We start from the raw sequence: 18540 nt of genomic DNA on the forward strand, positions 1-18540 counted from the left end.
GACGGGACTTTAACGAGCACATTCCAGTTCGCATGGAGAATCCAATGCAAGGCGGCGAGTTGCACAGCACTTCCGACCTCGAACAACAGTTGCAAATGGCCAAGCAGCAACTTCGCGAGTCGCAGAGCATGGCTGCGCTGGGCGAGCTTGCTAGCACCACTACCCATGAATTCAACAACGTCCTGACCACCATCTTGAACTACGCCAAGATGGGGCTCCGCCACACCGACGATGCCACTCGCACTAAGGCGCTGCAGAAGATTCTCGGCGCTGCCGAACGAGCCAACAAGATCACCAACAGCGTGTTGGGCCTGGCGCGCAATCGCAGCACCGACCCCGCCCCGACGAGCTTGCAGGAATTAGTGGACGAAACGCTGGTGCTGTTGGAACGCGAACTGATGAAGTACCGCGTGTCGGTGGAGCGGAACTTCGCCGAAGTACCCAAAGCGATGGTCGTCGGCAACCAGATTCAGCAGGTACTGCTCAACCTGCTGACCAACGCCCGGCAGGCCATGCCGCAGGGGGGGCAGGTGATTCTCACGCTGGCCCACGAAACATCGAGCGACTTCATCGAACTCACCGTGCGCGACACCGGCAGCGGCATTCCGGCCGATCAACTGCCGAAGATATTCGACCAGGGCTTCAGCACCAAGAAGGGTCCCGACGAGACCGGCAAGGGCGGTGCGGGGCTAGGGCTGAGTGCGTGCCGCGAAATCATCGAGTCGCACGGCGGGCGGATTCGCGTCGCCAGCACCGTGGGGCGCGGCACCGCGTTTACGCTTAAGCTGCCGGTCGCGTCTGAAGCCGCCACGAACCCCACCACGCAGCCGGTGGTGACGCTGGGGGCGTGAGCGAGCACTCGCTCTATTGAACCGGCGAGATGGTCATCGGCACCGATGGCGTGAGCGCAAGGCGGTCGCGCATCTCGGCGAGCATCTTTTGCTCCAGCGCCACGTCGCGACCCAGTGGAATCCACAGCGGCGACCACTCGGTGCGGCTCACCTCGCTGCGTGCGCCCGACGGCAGGGAGCTGTCGTTGCGCAGCGTGGCTGCACCTGCGGTGGCTTCTTCCGGCTTGGGCAAGTCTTCCAATTCGCGATCGACGCGGATGTCGATCACGTAGCCGTCGGGCTCGGGCACCACGCGAATCACAGCCCGACGGCGAATGGTCTGCAGGGTGCTCTGCCAGCGATTGAACGCGCCAACGCTGTCGAGGCGGTACGGTTCGAACATCGTGGCGCCCACCTGATAGGGTGTCTCGACACGTCCCTCGGTCCACACTTGCTGATCGATGTGAACGCGCTGCTCGAAGCCAATGGGAAAGTAGTCGCTTACCACGTCGACGATCTGGTCCCACGCAAAGTCGTGATTGCTCACCGGCACTTTGAGCGGATTGGGCAGCGCGGGTGTTTCGGTTTCGGCGATGGGCAATCCCACCTGCGGAGCCAAAGCGCCGCTGGTGTCTTCCACACCTGGCGGAACGAACGCCGGCGTGGCGGCCAGGGGATCGGGGAAAGTAGGCACACCACCCGGAGTGGGCGAGGCGATCACGCCAGGCGGCGCGAACACCGGCCCCGTCTGTTCGACATACACCGGCGGCGCGTCGATGGCCACCGGTGTGGCCGGAGGCGCAAACCCCTGGCAGCCGACCATCGCGGCCAGTGCGAGAATAATTCCGGCGGACTCTTTCGAACTAGGCATCAATAGGTCGGTCGCCGACTTGGGGGCAAAAGGTTCACGGAGGAGAGCGCAAGCGGCAAGGATGCCGCGCTTTTATGCCTCTATCTCTGGCAAATGGCGGGGCATCCTCCACGATTCGGCCCAACGCTGCAAGGCCGTTCGCTACCTGCTAGCACCCCAAAATTCGGGAATTGGGAGGCCCTAGTTACTGGTTTCCCGCGAACCCCTTCTCCCATCAAAGGTGCCAACTACCGCACCTTTCAGGCATGCTCAATCGGAACATTCCGGAGAACATACCTGGTGCAACCGAGCGAGGGTGGGACGTAGCGATTGGGACGCCGCGTGGCTGTCACATTGCCCGCATACTTTCGCCGTCCCTCCTCCCGGCGCCGGTCCACACGCTAGTTTTGCTACGGGAGTCCGAATATTTGACACTCGGACATCCCCCCTCATCAACGAGGCGGAAAGAGAATTTTGGCAGGGGCAGTCCGCGATGGGCGATCGGATACTACTAGTCGATGACGACCAATCCGTTGTTCGTGCGCTATTGCGTCACATTCGGCGCGATTACGACGTGCACGTAGCGTATGACGGCAAGATGGCGCTCGAGGTCATGGAACAACACTGTTTTGCTGTCGTGCTATCGGATCTTCGTATGCCCGGAATGTCTGGCGCCGAATTCATCGAGCAAGCGCAACGCAAGTGGCCAGACACGCAGTATCTGGTGCTGACCGGCAATCAAGAGTCGGACGAAGACCCGCCGACCGACGCGCAGTTTAGTGGTGTCCGCGAAATCCTGAGGAAGCCCTGCACCATGCAGGTCTTGCGGACGGCCATCGAAGCGGCTTGCGCTGCCTATACAGAGTCTGCCTCGCAGCAAGTATTGGCTGGCGACGTTCAACCTACAACGGAGTACGAGTGTTGAAACTGTCGGCAATACGATCGAAATACTCAATGCTCACGTTGTTCGTGCTGGCGTTGGGGGTTGTCGCCACCGGACTGGGTGCCTGGCGCGAGTTCCGCACGGCCGAGCGACTCGACCACGTACGGTTTCGGGAATTGACCGAGACCGTCCGTGGCGAAATTGTGCAACGTATGCACACGTATCAGTACGGGCTGCAAAGCTTGCGATGCCTGTACCAATCGAGCGAAGTGGTGACGAACGACGAGTTCGATTCGGCCGCCCAGCTTTGGACATCGGCCAAGGACTTTCCAGGCGTGCTGGGCATCGGCTTCATCGAGCAAGTACCGCAGGAACGTCGCGACCTGTCCAATGATCGTGGCGCGGATCGCATGATCGTTCGCAGTTTCTACGCGCCGGACGGAAACGGGGCGTGGGCAGGTCGGTCTATCGGCGATCTTCCCCATGTGCGGCAGGCAGCCGAGCTGGCTGCGAAGACCGGCGAGGCAGAGCTGTCGGAGCAGATGGACATCGCCACGCGCGGCGAGACCGTCAAGGGATTCCTGTCGCTGCTTCCTGTCTACTCGTCTGCCAGCGAGAACGACGCCCCAACGCACAATATTGACTCGCTTCGCGGTTGGATCGGCATGGTGCTGGTTGCCAACAAGGTATTCGCCGACATTCCTGCATCGATCAGCGACGATGTGAACTTCCGTTTGTACGACGGTCCTCCGCTGGTGAAGAATCAGTTGTTCGGCAGCACGGCCCCCGTGCACAGCCTCGACGGACCCTACTGCGTGACCGCACCGTTGCAGGTGGGAGGGCGCGAGTGGACGGTGATCGTCAACGCGACGGACTCCTTCGACCACGCCTCGCGCGATCTCGCCTGGGCGCTGATTGCCGCCGGCTGCATCGTCACCTTGCTCATCGCCTACCTGTTGCACGGGCAAAGTCTGGCGTTACAGCAAGCCAAGGCGCTGTCCGAAGGCATGACCGAAGAGATCCGTCGACTGGCCATGGTGGCCGAGCGAACCACCAACGGAGTGCTGATTACCGACGAGCAGCACCGTGTCCTCTGGGCCAACGAAGGTTTCCGTCGTTTGTGCGGCTACCAACTGGAAGAAGTGCGGGGGATGGTGCCCGGAGACTTCTTGCGAAGTCCCAATACCAATACACAAGCCGTCGCGATGATTCAACAGGCGGTGACTGGCGGGGAAGCATTCCATGGCGAGGTGCTCAGCCGTCGTAAAAATGGCGAAGAGTTTTGGGTCGATTTGGAGATCCAACCTCGGTATGACGACACCGGTCAGTTGAATGGTTTCATCGCCATCCAGAGCGACATCACCGATCGGGTGATCGCCGAACGCCGCGCCCGAGCGCTGGCTGAGATCCTGCAGGAAGCTCCCGACGAGATCTACCTGATCGACACCGAAACGCTCTGCCTGCTGCAGGCCAATTCGGGCTGTAGCAAGCAGTTGGGCTACTCGCGCGAGAATCTGATTGGCATGCACATCTGGCAGTTCCAGCCCGACTCGGCGGAAGAGACGTTCCGCGCGAAGTGCGAGCCGCTCGACAACGGAAGCCTCGACAAGCTGGTGTTCGACACAACGCACCGCCGCAGGGACGGCAGCATTTACCAAGTGAACGTAAACCTGCACCGCTCTCGATTCGAGGGGCGCGATGTGTACGTCGCCTTCGTGGCCGATCTTACCGATCGCATGAAGCTCGAACAACAGCTGGCCCAAGCGCAGAAGCTCGAGTCGATTGGCCAACTCGCCGCCGGCGTGGCCCACGAGATCAACACGCCTATGCAATGCGTGGTGAGCAACGTCGAGTACCTGAGCGAAGTGTGCGTCAACCTGTTCGAGGTCACGGATGGTTACCGCGACTCGCTATGCCGTCCGGCCATGAGCTGGGAAGAGCGCAAAGAGGCGTTGGAGCAGCTCGAAGTGGAGTACAACTATCCAACGCTTCGTCAGGATACGCTCGAAGCCATCGTCGAGTCGGCTGAAGCGGCCAATCGAGTGGTCGAGGTGGTGCGCGCGATGAAGACCATGGCGCATCCCGGTTCGTCGGAGAAAACCTGGGTCGACCTGAACGAGATGGTCCGCAGCGCAGTGATGGTTTCGAGAAATCGCTGGAAGTACTGTGCCAGCCTCGAAATGGGGCTCGACGAGACGCTGCCCTGCATACCGCTGCTCTCCAACCACATGAATCAGGTGCTGCTCAATCTGCTGGTGAACGCCGCCGATGCGATTACCGACCAAATCGAGAAGCAGATGAACGACGAACTCGGCACCATCGAAGTGGCCACCTGGTGGGAGTCGGAGGGAGTGATGCTCCGCATCCGCGACACCGGCTGTGGAATGCCCCCACAAGTCAAACGCCGCGCCTTCGATCCCTTTTTCACCACCAAAGAGGTCGGCAAGGGCACTGGGCAGGGGCTCGCTATCTGCTACGACGTGGTGGTGCTGAAGCACGCCGGGCGCATCCATATCGAGTCGGAAGTCGGACAGGGAACCTCCATCACCGTCTGGCTGCCCGGCCAGCACGACGACGAGGAAGAGCAGACCTGCGACATTTCCGCGCTGGTTCCTCAGCCGGGCGCGGTAGAGCCTCGGTTGGAAGTCTAAATCTGCGGCGATTCTCTTGCCGGGCGTGGGAACTTTCCTCCCCGGCGGCGCGTCTATCTGGTATGCAAATAGTTGCGGCCAGTTCTGCCGGTCCGCCCCGTCTAAGTAGGCCCAAATCCAGAAGGATGGCGCCATGCGCAGTCTCCCCATCTTCTCCATTCGAGCATTCGCCACTTTATTCATCGCCTCGCTGGCCGGCCTCACCGCCGCCCAGGGCTTGTTGGTCGACGTCGATAGTCGCCGCGTGGTGCCGCTGCCCCGCCCGATCATCCAACCTCGCCCCGCGCCGCCGACGAGCTACAAGGTCGAGTCGATCGACGTGCACGTGAGCCTCAAGGACCAGATTGCCCAGGTCGGCATCAGCCAGACCTTCCAGAACACTGGCAGCCGGCAGATGGAAGTTTGCTTCGTATTCCCGCTGCCGTACGACAGCGCGGTCGACGAACTGACGCTGATGGTCGACGGCAAGGAGTTCGAAGGCAAAGTGCTGCCCGCCGACGAAGCCCGCAAGATCTACGAGGCGATCGTTCGCAAGAATCAGGACCCGGCCCTGTTGGAGTGGCTCGGCACCGGCATGGTGAAGACCAGCGTGTTCCCGGTCCCCGCGGGCGCGAAACGCACGGTCAACTTGCACTACACGCAGGTGTGCCGGCAGTCGCAGGGGCTCACCGACTTCCTGCTGCCGCTGCGAACCGCCCGCTACACCAGCGGCACGCTCGACTCGCTCAAGGTTTCAGTGGCGATCGATAGCAGTCAGCCGATCAAGAACATCTACTCCGCTTCGCACGCGGTCGACATCAAACGCAACGGCGACCGCCGCGCAGTGGTCACGTACGAATCGAAGAACGAAATCCCCTCGGCCGACTTCCGCTTGTTCTACGACGCCACAGCCGAAGGCTTGGCCGCCAGCGTGGTGAGCTACCGACCCGACTCCAGCGACGCGGGCTACTTCCTGCTATTGGCCAGCCCCGACATCAAAGCTCAGCACCAAGACCCGCCCCCAAAAACCGTGGTGTTTGTGGTCGATCGCTCCGGCAGCATGTCGGGCGAGAAGATGGAGCAAGCCAAGGGCGCCATGGAGTTCGTGCTGAACAACCTGCGCGAAGGCGACACGTTTAACATCGTGGCCTACGACAGCGAAGTGGAGACTTTCCGCCCCGAACTCGAGAAGTTTAACAACACCACCCGCGAGGAAGCCCTCGGCTTCGTCGCCGCGCTATACGCCGGCGGCAGCACCAATATCGCCGGCGCGCTCGAACGATCGCTCGGCATGCTATCCGACTCGAGCCGGCCGTCGTACGTGGTGTTCCTCAGCGATGGCATCCCCACCGCTGGCGAGACCAACGAAGCCAAGATCGTGCAAACCTCCACCAACGCCAACCACGTGCGGGCGCGGCTCTTCAGCTTTGGCGTCGGCTACGACGTCAATAGCCGTTTGCTCGACCGGCTGGTGAGTTCCAACTTCGGTCAAAGCGAGTACGTGCGTCCCGATCAGGACATCGAAGCCTCGGTCAGCCGCCTGTACCGCCGCATCGGCACGCCGGTGCTGACCGACGTGAAAGTGGCATTCGACGTCGAAGGTGCGCAGGTGTCCGATGGCCCGATCGTCACTCGCACCTATCCCGCAGGAGCGTTCGACTTGTTCGCTGGCGACCAGGCGGTGATTGTTGGCCGCTACGACAAGGCGGGCGACGCCAAGGTGAAGCTCACCGGCGCGGTCGGCGGCCACGAGCAGACGTTCGACTTCCCGGCGAAGCTGACCGAGAGCAGTTCGGACGACACAAACTCGTTCATAGCCAAACTGTGGGCCGCCCGTCGAGTGGGTGAGATCATCGACGAGATCGACCTGAACGGCAAGAACGACGAGCTGCTCGAAGAACTCGTGACGCTCGCCACCAAACACGGCATCCTTACGCAGTACACCAGCTTCCTGGCCGACGAAACCTCGGCTGCACCGACCGACCTGGCCCGCAACGTCCGCTTGAGCAGCAGGGCCAGCGGCGAAGCGCTGGCCCAAACCGATGGCCGCTACGCCTTCCGCCAGCGGGCCGCGAAAGCGAACTTCAAGAACGCCCCGCAGGCTGATAGTTTCTCGCTCAGTGGCTTGGGCGGCGCCCGCGGCGGCAACGCCGTGGACGAAGCGCTCGAAATGCCAGTCGAAGAGGCCGCTCGCGTGCAACAGGGACTCGCCATCGGCAACGCGGTATGGTTCGACGCCCAGAACGCTCGCTGCGAAGTGGCCACAAACATCATGCAGTGCGGCCGCAAGACGTTCTTCCGTCAAAACAGCCGCTGGGTCGATTCGACGGTGACCGACAAGGAGCAGCAAAGCACCAACAAAGTCGAACGCTTCAGCCGCGAGTACTTCGACCTGGTCGCCCGCCACGGCAACCACGTCAACCAGTACCTGGCCATCGACGACCCGGTGGTGGTTAGGCTGGATGGCAAAGTTTACGAGTGGTAGTGACAAGATCCTCAGCCGCGGAGCGGCGATAGCGCATAGCCTGGGACGTCAGTCCCAGGAAACTGTTGGGACGCAACGCCGTGAGCCGCGGAGCGGCGGTAGCGGACTTGGCAGGTCTAAGGACTTTGCGGCCAACCATTGCTTGCGTGGATTGCCTCAGCGGAGCGCCCGACTTCGTTTGCTCGTTGTCCTTCGCTGCCGCCGCTCCGCGGCTAAGGCGATGTTGGACTGTGCACCTGGGACTAACGTCCCAGGCTATGCGCGGTCGCCGCTACGCGGCTGCACACGAACGTGGACTGGTATATGACGCCAGTGGCACCCGACCGGGCAGTGTATCTTCACTCTCTGTTGCCTCCTCTTAAGAAGTTGTGGCTGGGTGATCGCGGAGTTCGTCCCCAGGCACGCTGAATGGGGCCTCCAAAAACTCAGGGTTTCTCCGCTCGTGCGACTCCTTTTCTTACACTCCCCATGGTATAAACGAGTTGCGGCGAATACTGTACGCACGTTTATATTCTCCAGTAGCCGACGACTTACGCGTCGTCGGAGCGACCGACCACCATCGGAGTTTTGGGCCAACGCAAAACATGCGGGGAACAACGCGGTGGACCAAAACCCCACGCGGAGCCAAATGAATCGATAAAAACAGAGGTTTGCAATGAAGCGTAGGGACAATGCACTTGGGGTTTTGGGCCAATGGATTGAATGTTGGGGCAAAACGAACGGGGCAAAACCGAAGTTGGACCAAAACCCAAGTTCTCGGAACACGTTCGCGGACCGCGTCCAGAATAGCCGGATCGCCACGCGGTCCGTGATGGTCCACGCAAGAACCCCAGGACTTGGCCATTGCATCGTCCCGAACAGACTTACCCGCGGCGGCAGTTTACTGTCGGCCACCGGGACCGGTAAACTCGCAGCATGACTACAACACCTGACGACCAGAAACCGAACCCTCTCGAACGCCACGCGGTCTCACTCGACACGGAGCGTAGCGCGCGGTGTGGATTTCCCGAAGTGATCTACTCGGCCGGCAAGACCGCGTCGGCCGTGACGGCCATTGCGAAGGAATTGCTCGCGCGTGGTGAGCACGTGCTGGCCACGCGCGTGAGCGAAGAGCAAGCCGAGGAGCTGCTCGCCGCGCTGCCGGACGCGCGCTACAACGTGACCGCGCGGACCCTGCGGATCGACCAGCCAGGCGAGCGCCAACTGGTGGGCGAGGTGGCCGTGATCACCGCAGGCACCAGCGACCTGCCGGTGGCCGAGGAAGCCAACGAGACGCTCGGTTGGATGGGCGTGCGAACCACCATGGTGCACGACGTCGGCGTCGCCGGCCCTCACCGGCTGCCGAGCCGGTTGGCGGAGTTCGCGTCGGCCGACGCGGTGGTGGTCGTAGCCGGCATGGAAGGCGCGCTGCCCAGCGTGGTAGGCGGTTACCTGGCCGCCCCCGTGGTCGCCGTGCCGACGAGCGTCGGCTACGGAGCCAACTTCGGCGGCCTCAGCGCCCTGTTGTCGATGCTCAACAGCTGCGCGGCCAACGTGACCGTGGTGAACATCGACGCGGGTTTCAAGGCAGGGTACGTGGCGGGATTGATCGCCCGCCGGGCGAAATGAGGGCGTCACCCCGTGTCGTGATCCTCAAACCCTTCGACCTTTAGAATGAAGTTTCCTTTCTTTATTGCCAAGATCGAGAACCTTAGTGTTTGCCCGATGAGATCATCCAAGCGGTCTCGAAACTCTAGTGGAATCTGCGATCGTGGGACAAATGATCGGCCTGCGATATCGACCAGCAGCCCATGCGGTTCGTTGGTTGTGCGATCGGAGAAGACCGACTCCACCACACCGGAGAGCGTCTGATCATCGACTTGCCACTTTTCTCGATCTCGAACTATATAACCATTGAGAAAGGGAATCGTTGTATCAGGACCATAAAAGAACGGGCGGAAAGTGATCGAGAAGTCACCTGTAAACAATGCATTGCAGAGCTGAGGGGGCGTTCCTTCGACTGCATAGGGATAGTCGTACTTCACCAGCTCCAGACGCCCATCGCGGTGAAGCCGCATGGTCGCCACGTATCCGCGCCAGAGATTGGTGGAGAGAAAATTGGATTCGGGAATGATGGGTTTAACCGGAAACGCCGACGCATCGCCGCCCTCGCCGCTTGCGCTACAAACAAAGTACGGACGCAGGAAACTTAATTCGACATCACTGTCGTTGATGAGAATGTCGGAATGTTGTGCTGTCAAAGGCGCGTCCTGTGAAGGAAGTGGTCGATGTCGCTGAGTGGTCCATTCTACATAGTTAGCTTGAAGCGAGCAAAGTAAGACTACGAAGTTCAAAATAGGGACACCAATGAACATCATCCTCTCAGCCGTGGAGACTCGCCTCGGGGATGCCTGGCAGCGGCATTGTGGCTCGCTGCCAGGTGTTACTATTCATCGTGCCTCGATCCTTGACCTGCAGGTCGACGCGGTGGTGAGTCCGGCGAACAGTTTTGGGTTCATGGATGGCGGCATCGATTATCTCTACAGCGCACACTTCGGCTGGCATGTGCAAAAGCGTCTGCAGCAGTTGATTCAAGAGAGACATCGTGGCGAACTGCTGGTGGGTGCGGCCGAAGTGGTCGACACCGATAACTCGGACATCCCATTCGTGATTGCTGCACCGACAATGCGAGTGCCGATGGTGCTTTCGGATTCCGTGAACCCTTACCTGGCGGCTCGTGCTGCACTGCTGTTGATCAAGCACGGAACCATTCCATCCGGCAGTTTGGCGGGCGAGAAGGCGTCGGACGCGATCAAGTCTGTGGCGTTTCCCGGCCTGGGCACCGGCGTTGGCCGCGTGAGTTTCGACACCTGCGCCCATCAGGTGCGCGCGGCCATCGAACACGTTGTTCACGAAGACACGAGTTTTCCATCCTCCTGGACCGACGCACAAGTGCGGCACCAGAAACTGTACACCAACGATTTGCGCGATCTGCAGGGCGATTGAGATCGTTGCCGCCTGCTGGCGGCAGCGACGCAGCCGTTTAATTCTTGAAAATAGTCAACTCACTCAAGCGAACATGAGCATTCCCGGAGAACAAACAACCGACGGCCTGGTGATGATCGCGCTTCGGATACGCGATGAGGACCGCCGCGAGCAAGCGATTCATCGCTTGGAGAACTTACCAACCGAGCGGCCATTCCGCGGGTTCTACGAGTTAAGTATTGCTGACTGGGACGAAGGTCTTTGGGAGGAGGAGGTGGCGTGGTTTAGTGATCTGCTGGAAGGGACTCGCGACCGCATCATCGTTTGGCAGTTCACCGACGACACCTACACGAGATATACGATTGGCGAAGGAGCTTAGTTTCCCATGTGTGGACGTTACGTACTCGGCCCGGCGACGGATAACTACTGGGTGGACCTGCGCGGGTTTCTCGACACGTTGGGCGTTCGTTACAACGTCGCGCCGACCAGCACGGTGGGCATCTTGCGGCATGGGAGCGATGGTCGCGAGGCGGCGGCCGTGCGGTGGGGGCTGATTCCTTCGTGGGCGAAGGACACCAAGATCGCGTACAGCACGATCAACGCGCGCAGCGAGTCGGTGGCCGAGAAGCCGGCCTTTCGCGCGGCGTTTAAGCGTCGGCGGTGCATGGTGTTCGCCGATGGCTACTACGAGTGGACCGGGCCCAAGGGCGACAAGCAGCCGCACTACATTCAGTTGGCCGGCGGCGAGCCGATGCTGTTCTTTGGTTTGTGGGAGTCGTGGAAAGGTCCGCCGGGCGAGCCGCTCGACGAGCCGCTGGAAACTTGCACGATCATCACCACTTCGGCCAACGAGCAACTGGCCGAGATTCACGACCGCATGCCTTCGATCGCCGCTTGCGATGCCGAAGAGATCGACCTGTGGCTCGACCCGGAGTTTGAAGACGCCGAGCACCTCAAGTCGCTGTTGGGGCCGAGCGATCTGGAATTCACCACCACGAAAGTGAGTCGCTATGTAAACAAAGTGGGCAACGAGGGCGCAGAGTGCCTGGAACCCATGGACGAGGATTCGTAGTCGCTTCCTAATCCCACCATTTTACCTGGGCAGCAGCCACTCGCGCGCTTCGTCGGCCGAAGCGCCGTGTAGTTCCAGCGTTGTGGGGTATAGCAGCAGGTCGTTTTGGTCGCAAACGAAGTAGCTGACCTGGTCGCCGCACGTGCCCGTTGGCCCGCGATGCAGAATGCAGTGTTTCTTGCGAGCGAGGTGTTCCAACTCCAACTCCACTACATCGAACTGGGCCATGGTTGCGCCTCCTTGTAACAACGGGTGAGCGGTTACGCACGGGAGACTGGAGTTAACGCTCGATATGTCGCCTGATTGCCAAACACCGCACTTTTCGCACTCGGTAAGAGCAAACGTCGTGCCGGGAAGAGTTGACGCCTTTAACAAGAAAAGACATGAACCCGAAGCAGTCAGCGACCCGGCAGGTAGATAGCGGTTACATCTACTTGTGAGTGATAAAATGCGATTGATCGATGTCCTACTAAGCAACCCGCGAATTCCAATTTTTGGGCGATTCGAGGGACTGGAGTCGGAGGAAGACAACGAAGACGATTGGTACCTCGAGCCAATCGATGCACCGCTGTTAGAAGAGTCGGAGGTAAGTCACTTCTTCGTCGTCAAGGCAAAGCGAGTGCTACCTGGCAAGGTTGACGATTGCTACATCGACATTTGCCTTCCCGAACGCATCAGCGACCACGCTTACTTTGTGCGCGAAGGCCGTCTCGAGAAAGGTTATCATCACGAGTTTTCTGGCGAGATAATTTGTGCTGTCCCCATCGATTGCTTCGGAGTCTATGACCTCTTCTACTCACGTACGATGCCCGAATTGGGAATTGAGATTCTCCAACGTGGCCTTGAAGTTGCGTCTCGCAAGACCTTCATCGCCGAAGACCTCGGTTACATCTTGCGTGATGAAGGTCGATTTGCTGAGGCAGCGGACATGTTCCAATTGGCTGTAGACAACGAGTCCTCGGCGAACGGCATCATTGCCGAATTGGCAGCCTGTTACGAAGGATCGGGTCAGTCCGAGCTCGCAGCCAAATACCGCGCTCTCTTGGATCGTTCCTCATGACTCAGAACACCATGACCCATGTTGTTTTACTACCTAACGAAACGAAACCGCCGCGCTCACCCAAGGCGAGCGCGGCGGCCGATTCTCCCCCAGCCTAGTTCACTAGTTGAGTAACTTCTTGCGACGCACCAGCGCCAGGCCGACCAGCGCGGAGCCGATCATCACGAAGGTTCCCGGCTCGGGCACGGCGAACTCGCCTACCGCTTCGATGGCGTTGATGTCGTAGGCGAATCGCTGCTGGTTGGGGCCAAAGTCACCGCCGAATACAGCGAGCGAGTAACCGTGATCCCACAAGTGACCACCATGAGCAAGGTACGAAGGCGGCATGCTGGCGTTCAGTACGAACAGCTCGCTACCGGTTGCGTAGAAGCCGTCCGGGTCGGCCGGGTTGGGGATCTGGCGGATGCTGAAGATGATCTCATCGCCAGGGCCGTCGGGGCCGTCGTCGAATCGATCGGGATCGCCAAACCGGTCTTGCACCATCAGTGCGTCGAGATTCACCAGCTCCATGATTTCCCCATCAGGAATCGGTCCGGGCAGCAGCGAAGTGACCGCACCAACAATCGCAGCGTGCGGAATGTACGGCGTGCCCGATGCATTCCATACCGAGGTGGCTCCGAGTCCAGCCCCGCCGCTGAACACGTCGTCCATCAGCGAGTACTTGTTCGCGTCGCCCAGCGGCGGTTCGGGTCCCCAGACTTCCAGGGCGTCGATGTCGTCCGGCAGCGGCATGCCGTTCACTTCTTTCTGGTTGGCCCACACACCTTGGGTGTCGGGTGGGTTGCCGCCGATCAATCCGAGTTCGAAGGAGACTTCCCCGGCGCCTCCGACGGTGTTGCCATTGCCCAAAGTCACCACACCGGGACCTGGGTACGGCGAGCTGCTACCCGACGGCAGCAACATCGGAAACACACCGCCTGTGGCAGGGCTGACGACGTTGTACGTGTCGTCGAGCGAGAACAGCAGGTGTGCCCTTTCGGTTTTCAACTCGCGATAAGCAAAGTCGCCGCGGTTGGCGAGTGCGTCGATGTCGTCTTCGGGTGTGTAGGAAGGACGCGTGCCGGTGTAGTCGGTGACGTCCACCGTGCCACCTTTGCCGTCCCAGGCAACCACCTGTTGGGCGTCGTACGGCGGCGGGCCCACGGCGCCAGCGCCGATGGTCGTGGAATCGCGGTCGTGAGAGTACTCTTTGCCGCCCACCAGGTCGTCGTCGATCACGCCCGGCCCAAACCCGGGAAACGGCCCGCCGGCCCCGCCGTAAGGAATCGTGGCCCACGCCGGCATCGCCGTGGTGAGCAGGATAGCCGCAGCCGAAACACAAGCCGCTTGAACTCTTGTTGCACCACTCATAAGTCTCGCCCCTTTCAAGAAAATCGGAACCAAAGTCGATCTTGCGAACTCCGTAGCCACGGAGCATTTCGCTTTGCCAAAGTGTGCAACCGCCGCGCGCCAGCGGTGCACAGAAGGCCAATCAACAAAGTCCGCCAGGGGCCGCCAAGTTTTTTGAGGAATTCTTCGAAGGTTGCGGAAACGCCTTGTTTTTCCGACGCGAGGGTCGCACAAGGGGGAACTTGCTCAGCAGGGTCTCACGCAAAGGTTCGCGGAGCCAAGTGTGGCTCCGACTGGTATAATCCGACTTCGAGTGGCCGGGGATTTGTGAAGCTAGTAGCCGATGTGCTGGAATCTTCTAGATCGTTTATGAACCCATGGTCTCTGACCGCATTGCTCCGAGTCGTGAATCGAAGCACTTGGAAGACGACAGAGGGTCATCAATTCTTCCAACGCAAGACAGCGAGCCGCTTTGCTAACTATCCAATGTCTTCACCATTTCAAGACTCAGCAGACGCAATCGCCCTACTGCACGGTCAGCGCCTGTCGGCGCTCTGTGGGCAACAACTCACAGAAGCCTGGGTGGCGTGGGATAAAGATGATGACTCATGGTTCGCAGATGAGCCTGTGGTATTAACGTTCGGTGACTTATGTCTATCGATTGTATTCTGGAAGACACATGAAGTCACACTGGAATGGAAGACGATTGACTTCGCCGATCCGCCCAATTGGTTTGGTTGTTATGGAGAGCTGGATATTGAATGGCGACCTTGTGAAATCGACTCCATCCGAGTTTCTATTGGTCAGACTCTGCAGAACATTTCACTCATCGAGAACTGCGAGACGCTTCAGGTGCTAGTTGACGCAAAGCACCCTGAAGACGTCGGGTCGCAGACGAGCCGCTGGTATCCTTTCGCTCTGTCGTTTCGTTTCGAGAGATCCATTATGACTGTTTACAACGCCCTCGATGAAAATGGGCTGTCCGATGAAGTACCGGAAGCTGACTACCTTCGAGCAACTTCGATTAGCGATTGGCAGAGGTGACTCATCCCCTAGGGACCCCCATGGCGACCGCGGAGCAAAGTCACCTTGTTGTAGTTTCCGAAACTCCCATCCTTTTCTCTCGTACAAGGAACATCCCCATGCTTGCGAAGGTCTTACTTGCTACATGGATTACCACTTCGGCGGCGCTGGCCGTGAGTCCGTGGGACGATCGGACAATCGAAGTCGACAAGGAGGCAAAGATCGCGGAGTTAAAGGAGTTGTACGATGCTCAGCGTAGGATGACTCGGCGAACTTACGAATTGCACCTCAACGGACTGATCCGGAGCGGCGACTTGTCACGTGGGGCTGCAGACTACTTTGTCGCGGGGTCGCGACTTGCTTGGGCGGAAGGTGAGATTCAGCGGTCTTACCGATTGGCACAATTAGCGGCAAATGTGCGTGAGCAGTTCGAAAGAGCGATCGGGCTCGCGGTAGAAAGAGGTCTTGTCTCGATCGATCAGCTATTGGTCGCGCAGGAGCAGGTGGCCGAAGCGAAGTTGGTGCTGCTTCGCTACGAAGCGGTTGCCAAAGAGCGAGGGATCCAGCTTGAATCCATCGAGCCGTTCGACCACACCGAGTATCTCAACCTGTTGCGGGAGGAGCTAGACCTCCCGGAACGCCCAGCGCGGATTCCGCCGCCAAGGCAACCGGCACGCCCCCAAGGAGAAAGGCAGAGCACGCCAGGCGTGAACAAACCGTAAGTGATATTGGATCCGATAAGAGGATGAGAACTCGGTCCCGTACAAGGAGCATCCCCATGCTTGCGAAGGTCTTTCTTGCTACCTGGATTACCACTTCGGCGGCGCTGGCCGTGAGTCCGTGGGACGATTGGACAATCGAAGTCGACAAGGAGGCAGAGCTCGAGGTGTTAAACAAGTTGTGCGATGCACGCAGCTTGACTGCTCGGCGAGTTTATCAGTCATACATCCACGGACTGAGCCGGGCGGGCGATTTGGCAAAGGTGTCGGCAGCCTACTTAGTGGCCGCGTCGCGACTTGCTTGGGCTGAGGGTGAGTTTCAGGAGTCGTACCGATTGGCGCAACTCGCGGCAAAGGCGGGTGAGTACGTCCAAAGTGCGGTCGTAAGCGCAGAAGAAAGAGGTCTTGCCTCAACCCAGCTAGTGTTGGTGGCGCAGGAGCAGGCGACCGAAGCGAAGGTTGTGCTGCTTCGCTTCGAAGCGGTTGCCAAAGAGCGAGGGATTGAACTTGAATCCATCGAGCCAATCGACCACATGGAGTTTCGCAGGCTGTTCAGGGAGGAACTGGACCTCCCAGAACCCCCGCCGCGTGTGCGGCCACCTAGGCAGCCAGCACGCCCCCAAGGAGATAGTCAGCGCACGCCAGGCGCGAACAAACCCTAAGTGACACATTGTATCCGGTAAGATGATGAGAACTCGGTTCCTTACAAGGAGCATTCCCATGCTTGCGAAGGTCTTTCTTGCTACCTGGATTACCACTTCGGCGGCGCTGGCCGTTGGTCCGTGGGACGATCGGGCAATCGAAGTCGACAAGGAGGCAGAGATCAAGGTCCTAAAGGAGTTGCGCGAAGCACGCAGGGCGACTGTTCAGCGAAGCTACCAATTGCACTCCTTGGGACTGAGCCGGGCGGGCGATATGGCACAGGCGTCCGCAGCCTACTTTGTGGCGGCGTCGCGGCTTGCTTGGGCGGAGGGTGAGTATCAGCAGTCTTACCGACTAGCGCAACTCGCGGTAAAGGCGAGTGAGTACGCTCAAAGTGCGCTCGTACAGGCGGAGGAAAGAGGTCTTTCTCCGCTAACAGCGGTTTTGGAAGCTCGGGTGCACCTGGCTGAAGCGAAGGTAGTGCTGCTCCGCTACGAAGCGGTTGCCAAGGAGCGAGGGATTAAACTTGAGCCCATCGAGCCGATCGACGAATCCGAGTTTCCCGGACTGCTCAAGGAAGAACTGGACCTCACAGATCCCCCAGCGCGCGTGCGGCCGCCGAGGTGGCCGAGGCAGCCAGCACAACCCCAAGGAGACGGTCAGCGGACGCCGGGCGCGAACAAACCATAAGCGATGTCGATCGCTACATGTCACACCCACCAGGCCTTACATGGAGTACAGCATGTCTTCCAACGAGCTTCGTCGCGATGCTAAGGAGTCTTCTGAATCCACCGACACTCTCTCGCGCCGCGACATGTTGCGGCTCTCGGGCGCGGGGGCGGCGGCGGTGGCGGGGGCGATGACATTTCGAGTTGGTCGGGCCGCGCCGGTGAGTGAGCGGAAGATCCGTCTCGGCGTGGTCGGCGGCGGGTTTGGGACCAGCTTCTACTGGCATGAGCATCCGAATTGCGTGGTGACCGGGGTGACCGACCTGCGCCCCGAGCGGCGCGAGCGACTCAAGGCCGTGTATCACTGCGACGCGGTGTACGATTCGCTCGAAGAGATGAGCGAGCGGGCCGACGACATCGACGCGGTGGCCGTGTTCTCGGGAGCGCTCGACCACGTGAAGCATGCACAGATGTGCTTCGCGCGCGGATGGCATGTCGTCTCCGCCGTGCCGGCCTGTTTCACGCTCGAAGAGGCCGAGCAACTCAAAGAGGCAGCCGAGCGTAGCGGGCTGAGCTACATGATGGCCGAGACCAGTTACTATCGCCAGCCGGCGATCCTTGCGCGCGAGATGCATGCCAAGGGGGCGTTCGGCAATCTGTTCTACACCGAAGCAGAGTACTACCACGACCGCGGTGACCTCGAGCGACTGGCTGCGGACAAGTCGACACGGTTCTTCGAGCCGGATGGTTCGCACTCGTGGCGGTGGGGGCTGCCTCCCATGCACTACCCGACGCACTCGACGGGGCTGCTGGTGGGAGTGACCGGCGAGCGGATCACCAAAGTGAGTTGCCTGGGCTGGGGCGGCCATGAGCATCCGTATGTCACCGACAACGCGTACGACAATCCTTACTGGAATCAAGCGTCGATCATGCAGACCGACCGCGGGAACATGCTGCGCTGCAATGTGTTTTGGCTCTGCTCGGCGCACGGCGAACGCGCCCAATGGATGGGCGACAACGCCATGCTGTACATGGACAAAGGCGGAGTGCACGGGCCGAAGCTGCATTTCCGCACCGCGGGCGAGACGGCATCGCGCTACGATCTGCCGGTGCAGGACGGTGGCGACGTGGACGTGCCGATCTACTGGCAGACCGACATGCTACCCGAGGCGATGCGTCACAACTCGGGGCACGGTGGTTCGCACACGTTCCTGTCGGCCGAGTTCATCAACGCCCTGGTGGAAGACCGCCCGCCGGCGATCGACCTCTACGAATCGCTGGCCATGACCGTGCCGGGCATCGTGGCCCATCAGTCGGCAAGGAAGGGTGGCGAGCAGTTGGCAGTGCCGCAGTTTGACAGGGCAGGGTAGAGGATGTCGCGCCGC

The 18540-nt window shown here is 60.1% G+C and carries 18 protein-coding genes; 14 read left to right on the forward strand and 4 right to left on the reverse strand.

What is annotated here, in order from left to right:
• The first annotated feature begins 32 nt into the window (after positions 1 to 32).
• A complete protein-coding gene (locus ACQK2L_RS10105; RefSeq protein ID WP_425396834.1) occupies positions 33 to 851 on the forward strand; it encodes a sensor histidine kinase in 819 nt (272 codons plus the stop codon).
• 13 nt (positions 852 to 864) lie between these two features.
• On the opposite strand, the gene ACQK2L_RS10110 is transcribed toward ACQK2L_RS10105, so the two are convergent.
• Positions 865 to 1701, reverse strand: coding sequence for a hypothetical protein (locus ACQK2L_RS10110; RefSeq protein ID WP_425396835.1), 837 nt, complete (start codon positions 1699 to 1701; stop codon positions 865 to 867).
• A gap of 472 nt (positions 1702 to 2173) precedes the next feature.
• On the opposite strand from ACQK2L_RS10110, the gene ACQK2L_RS10115 reads away from it, so the two are divergent.
• The 4 genes from ACQK2L_RS10115 to larB all read left to right on the forward strand — a co-directional run bounded on the left by ACQK2L_RS10115 (position 2174) and on the right by larB (position 9286).
• Positions 2174 to 2605: a response regulator gene (locus ACQK2L_RS10115; RefSeq protein ID WP_425396836.1), complete on the forward strand. Its 432-nt coding sequence runs from the start codon at positions 2174 to 2176 to the stop codon at positions 2603 to 2605.
• Between the two features lie 29 nt (positions 2606 to 2634).
• The gene (locus ACQK2L_RS10120; RefSeq protein ID WP_425396837.1) at positions 2635 to 5214 is read left to right on the forward strand and encodes a PAS domain S-box protein; all 2580 of its coding nucleotides are present in this window, start codon (positions 2635 to 2637) and stop codon (positions 5212 to 5214) included.
• A 133-nt stretch (positions 5215 to 5347) separates the two neighbouring features.
• On the forward strand, positions 5348 to 7678 hold the full coding sequence (locus ACQK2L_RS10125) for a VIT domain-containing protein (RefSeq protein WP_425396838.1): 2331 nt from the start codon (positions 5348 to 5350) through the stop codon (positions 7676 to 7678).
• A 915-nt stretch (positions 7679 to 8593) separates the two neighbouring features.
• Positions 8594 to 9286: a nickel pincer cofactor biosynthesis protein LarB gene (gene larB / locus ACQK2L_RS10130; RefSeq protein WP_425396839.1), complete on the forward strand. Its 693-nt coding sequence runs from the start codon at positions 8594 to 8596 to the stop codon at positions 9284 to 9286.
• 5 nt (positions 9287 to 9291) lie between these two features.
• Here the strand turns inward: larB and ACQK2L_RS10135 are convergent, their stop codons facing one another.
• Entirely contained in the window at positions 9292 to 9918 is a 627-nt protein-coding gene (locus ACQK2L_RS10135; protein ID WP_425396840.1) for a hypothetical protein, read from the reverse strand.
• 106 nt (positions 9919 to 10024) lie between these two features.
• Here ACQK2L_RS10135 and ACQK2L_RS10140 point away from each other — a divergent pair, with 106 nt between their 5' ends.
• From ACQK2L_RS10140 to ACQK2L_RS10150, 3 genes are all read left to right on the forward strand, one after another.
• On the forward strand, positions 10025 to 10663 hold the full coding sequence (locus ACQK2L_RS10140) for a macro domain-containing protein (RefSeq protein WP_425396841.1): 639 nt from the start codon (positions 10025 to 10027) through the stop codon (positions 10661 to 10663).
• 73 nt (positions 10664 to 10736) lie between these two features.
• Complete coding sequence (locus ACQK2L_RS10145) at positions 10737 to 11021, forward strand: hypothetical protein (protein ID WP_425396842.1); 285 nt, start codon at positions 10737 to 10739, stop codon at positions 11019 to 11021.
• Positions 11022 to 11027: 6 nt separating this feature from the next.
• Positions 11028 to 11714, forward strand: coding sequence for an SOS response-associated peptidase (locus ACQK2L_RS10150; protein WP_425396843.1), 687 nt, complete (start codon positions 11028 to 11030; stop codon positions 11712 to 11714).
• 21 nt (positions 11715 to 11735) lie between these two features.
• On the opposite strand, the gene ACQK2L_RS10155 is transcribed toward ACQK2L_RS10150, so the two are convergent.
• Positions 11736 to 11942 (reverse strand): hypothetical protein, encoded by a 207-nt coding sequence (locus ACQK2L_RS10155; RefSeq protein ID WP_425396844.1) that lies wholly within the window; start codon positions 11940 to 11942, stop codon positions 11736 to 11738.
• Positions 11943 to 12162: 220 nt separating this feature from the next.
• Here ACQK2L_RS10155 and ACQK2L_RS10160 point away from each other — a divergent pair, with 220 nt between their 5' ends.
• Complete coding sequence (locus ACQK2L_RS10160; protein WP_425396845.1) at positions 12163 to 12774, forward strand: tetratricopeptide repeat protein; 612 nt, start codon at positions 12163 to 12165, stop codon at positions 12772 to 12774.
• A gap of 102 nt (positions 12775 to 12876) precedes the next feature.
• On the opposite strand, the gene ACQK2L_RS10165 is transcribed toward ACQK2L_RS10160, so the two are convergent.
• Positions 12877 to 14124 carry a PEP-CTERM sorting domain-containing protein gene (locus tag ACQK2L_RS10165; RefSeq protein WP_425396846.1) on the reverse strand — a complete coding sequence of 416 codons (1248 nt, stop codon included), beginning with the start codon at positions 14122 to 14124 and terminating at the stop codon, positions 12877 to 12879.
• A 384-nt stretch (positions 14125 to 14508) separates the two neighbouring features.
• Between ACQK2L_RS10165 and ACQK2L_RS10170 the strand changes: the two genes are divergently transcribed.
• The 5 genes from ACQK2L_RS10170 to ACQK2L_RS10190 all read left to right on the forward strand — a co-directional run bounded on the left by ACQK2L_RS10170 (position 14509) and on the right by ACQK2L_RS10190 (position 18525).
• On the forward strand, positions 14509 to 15147 hold the full coding sequence (locus tag ACQK2L_RS10170) for a hypothetical protein (protein WP_425396847.1): 639 nt from the start codon (positions 14509 to 14511) through the stop codon (positions 15145 to 15147).
• A 98-nt stretch (positions 15148 to 15245) separates the two neighbouring features.
• Entirely contained in the window at positions 15246 to 15848 is a 603-nt protein-coding gene (locus tag ACQK2L_RS10175; protein WP_425396848.1) for a hypothetical protein, read from the forward strand.
• Between the two features lie 56 nt (positions 15849 to 15904).
• Positions 15905 to 16507: a hypothetical protein gene (locus ACQK2L_RS10180; protein WP_425396849.1), complete on the forward strand. Its 603-nt coding sequence runs from the start codon at positions 15905 to 15907 to the stop codon at positions 16505 to 16507.
• 58 nt (positions 16508 to 16565) lie between these two features.
• Complete coding sequence (locus tag ACQK2L_RS10185) at positions 16566 to 17177, forward strand: hypothetical protein (RefSeq protein WP_425396850.1); 612 nt, start codon at positions 16566 to 16568, stop codon at positions 17175 to 17177.
• Positions 17178 to 17229: 52 nt separating this feature from the next.
• Positions 17230 to 18525 (forward strand): Gfo/Idh/MocA family protein, encoded by a 1296-nt coding sequence (locus ACQK2L_RS10190; protein WP_425396851.1) that lies wholly within the window; start codon positions 17230 to 17232, stop codon positions 18523 to 18525.
• Positions 18526 to 18540 lie beyond the last annotated feature (15 nt).

The organism is Aeoliella sp. (assembly GCF_965227375.1).
In the GTDB taxonomy this organism is placed as follows: Bacteria; Planctomycetota; Planctomycetia; order Pirellulales; family Lacipirellulaceae; genus Aeoliella.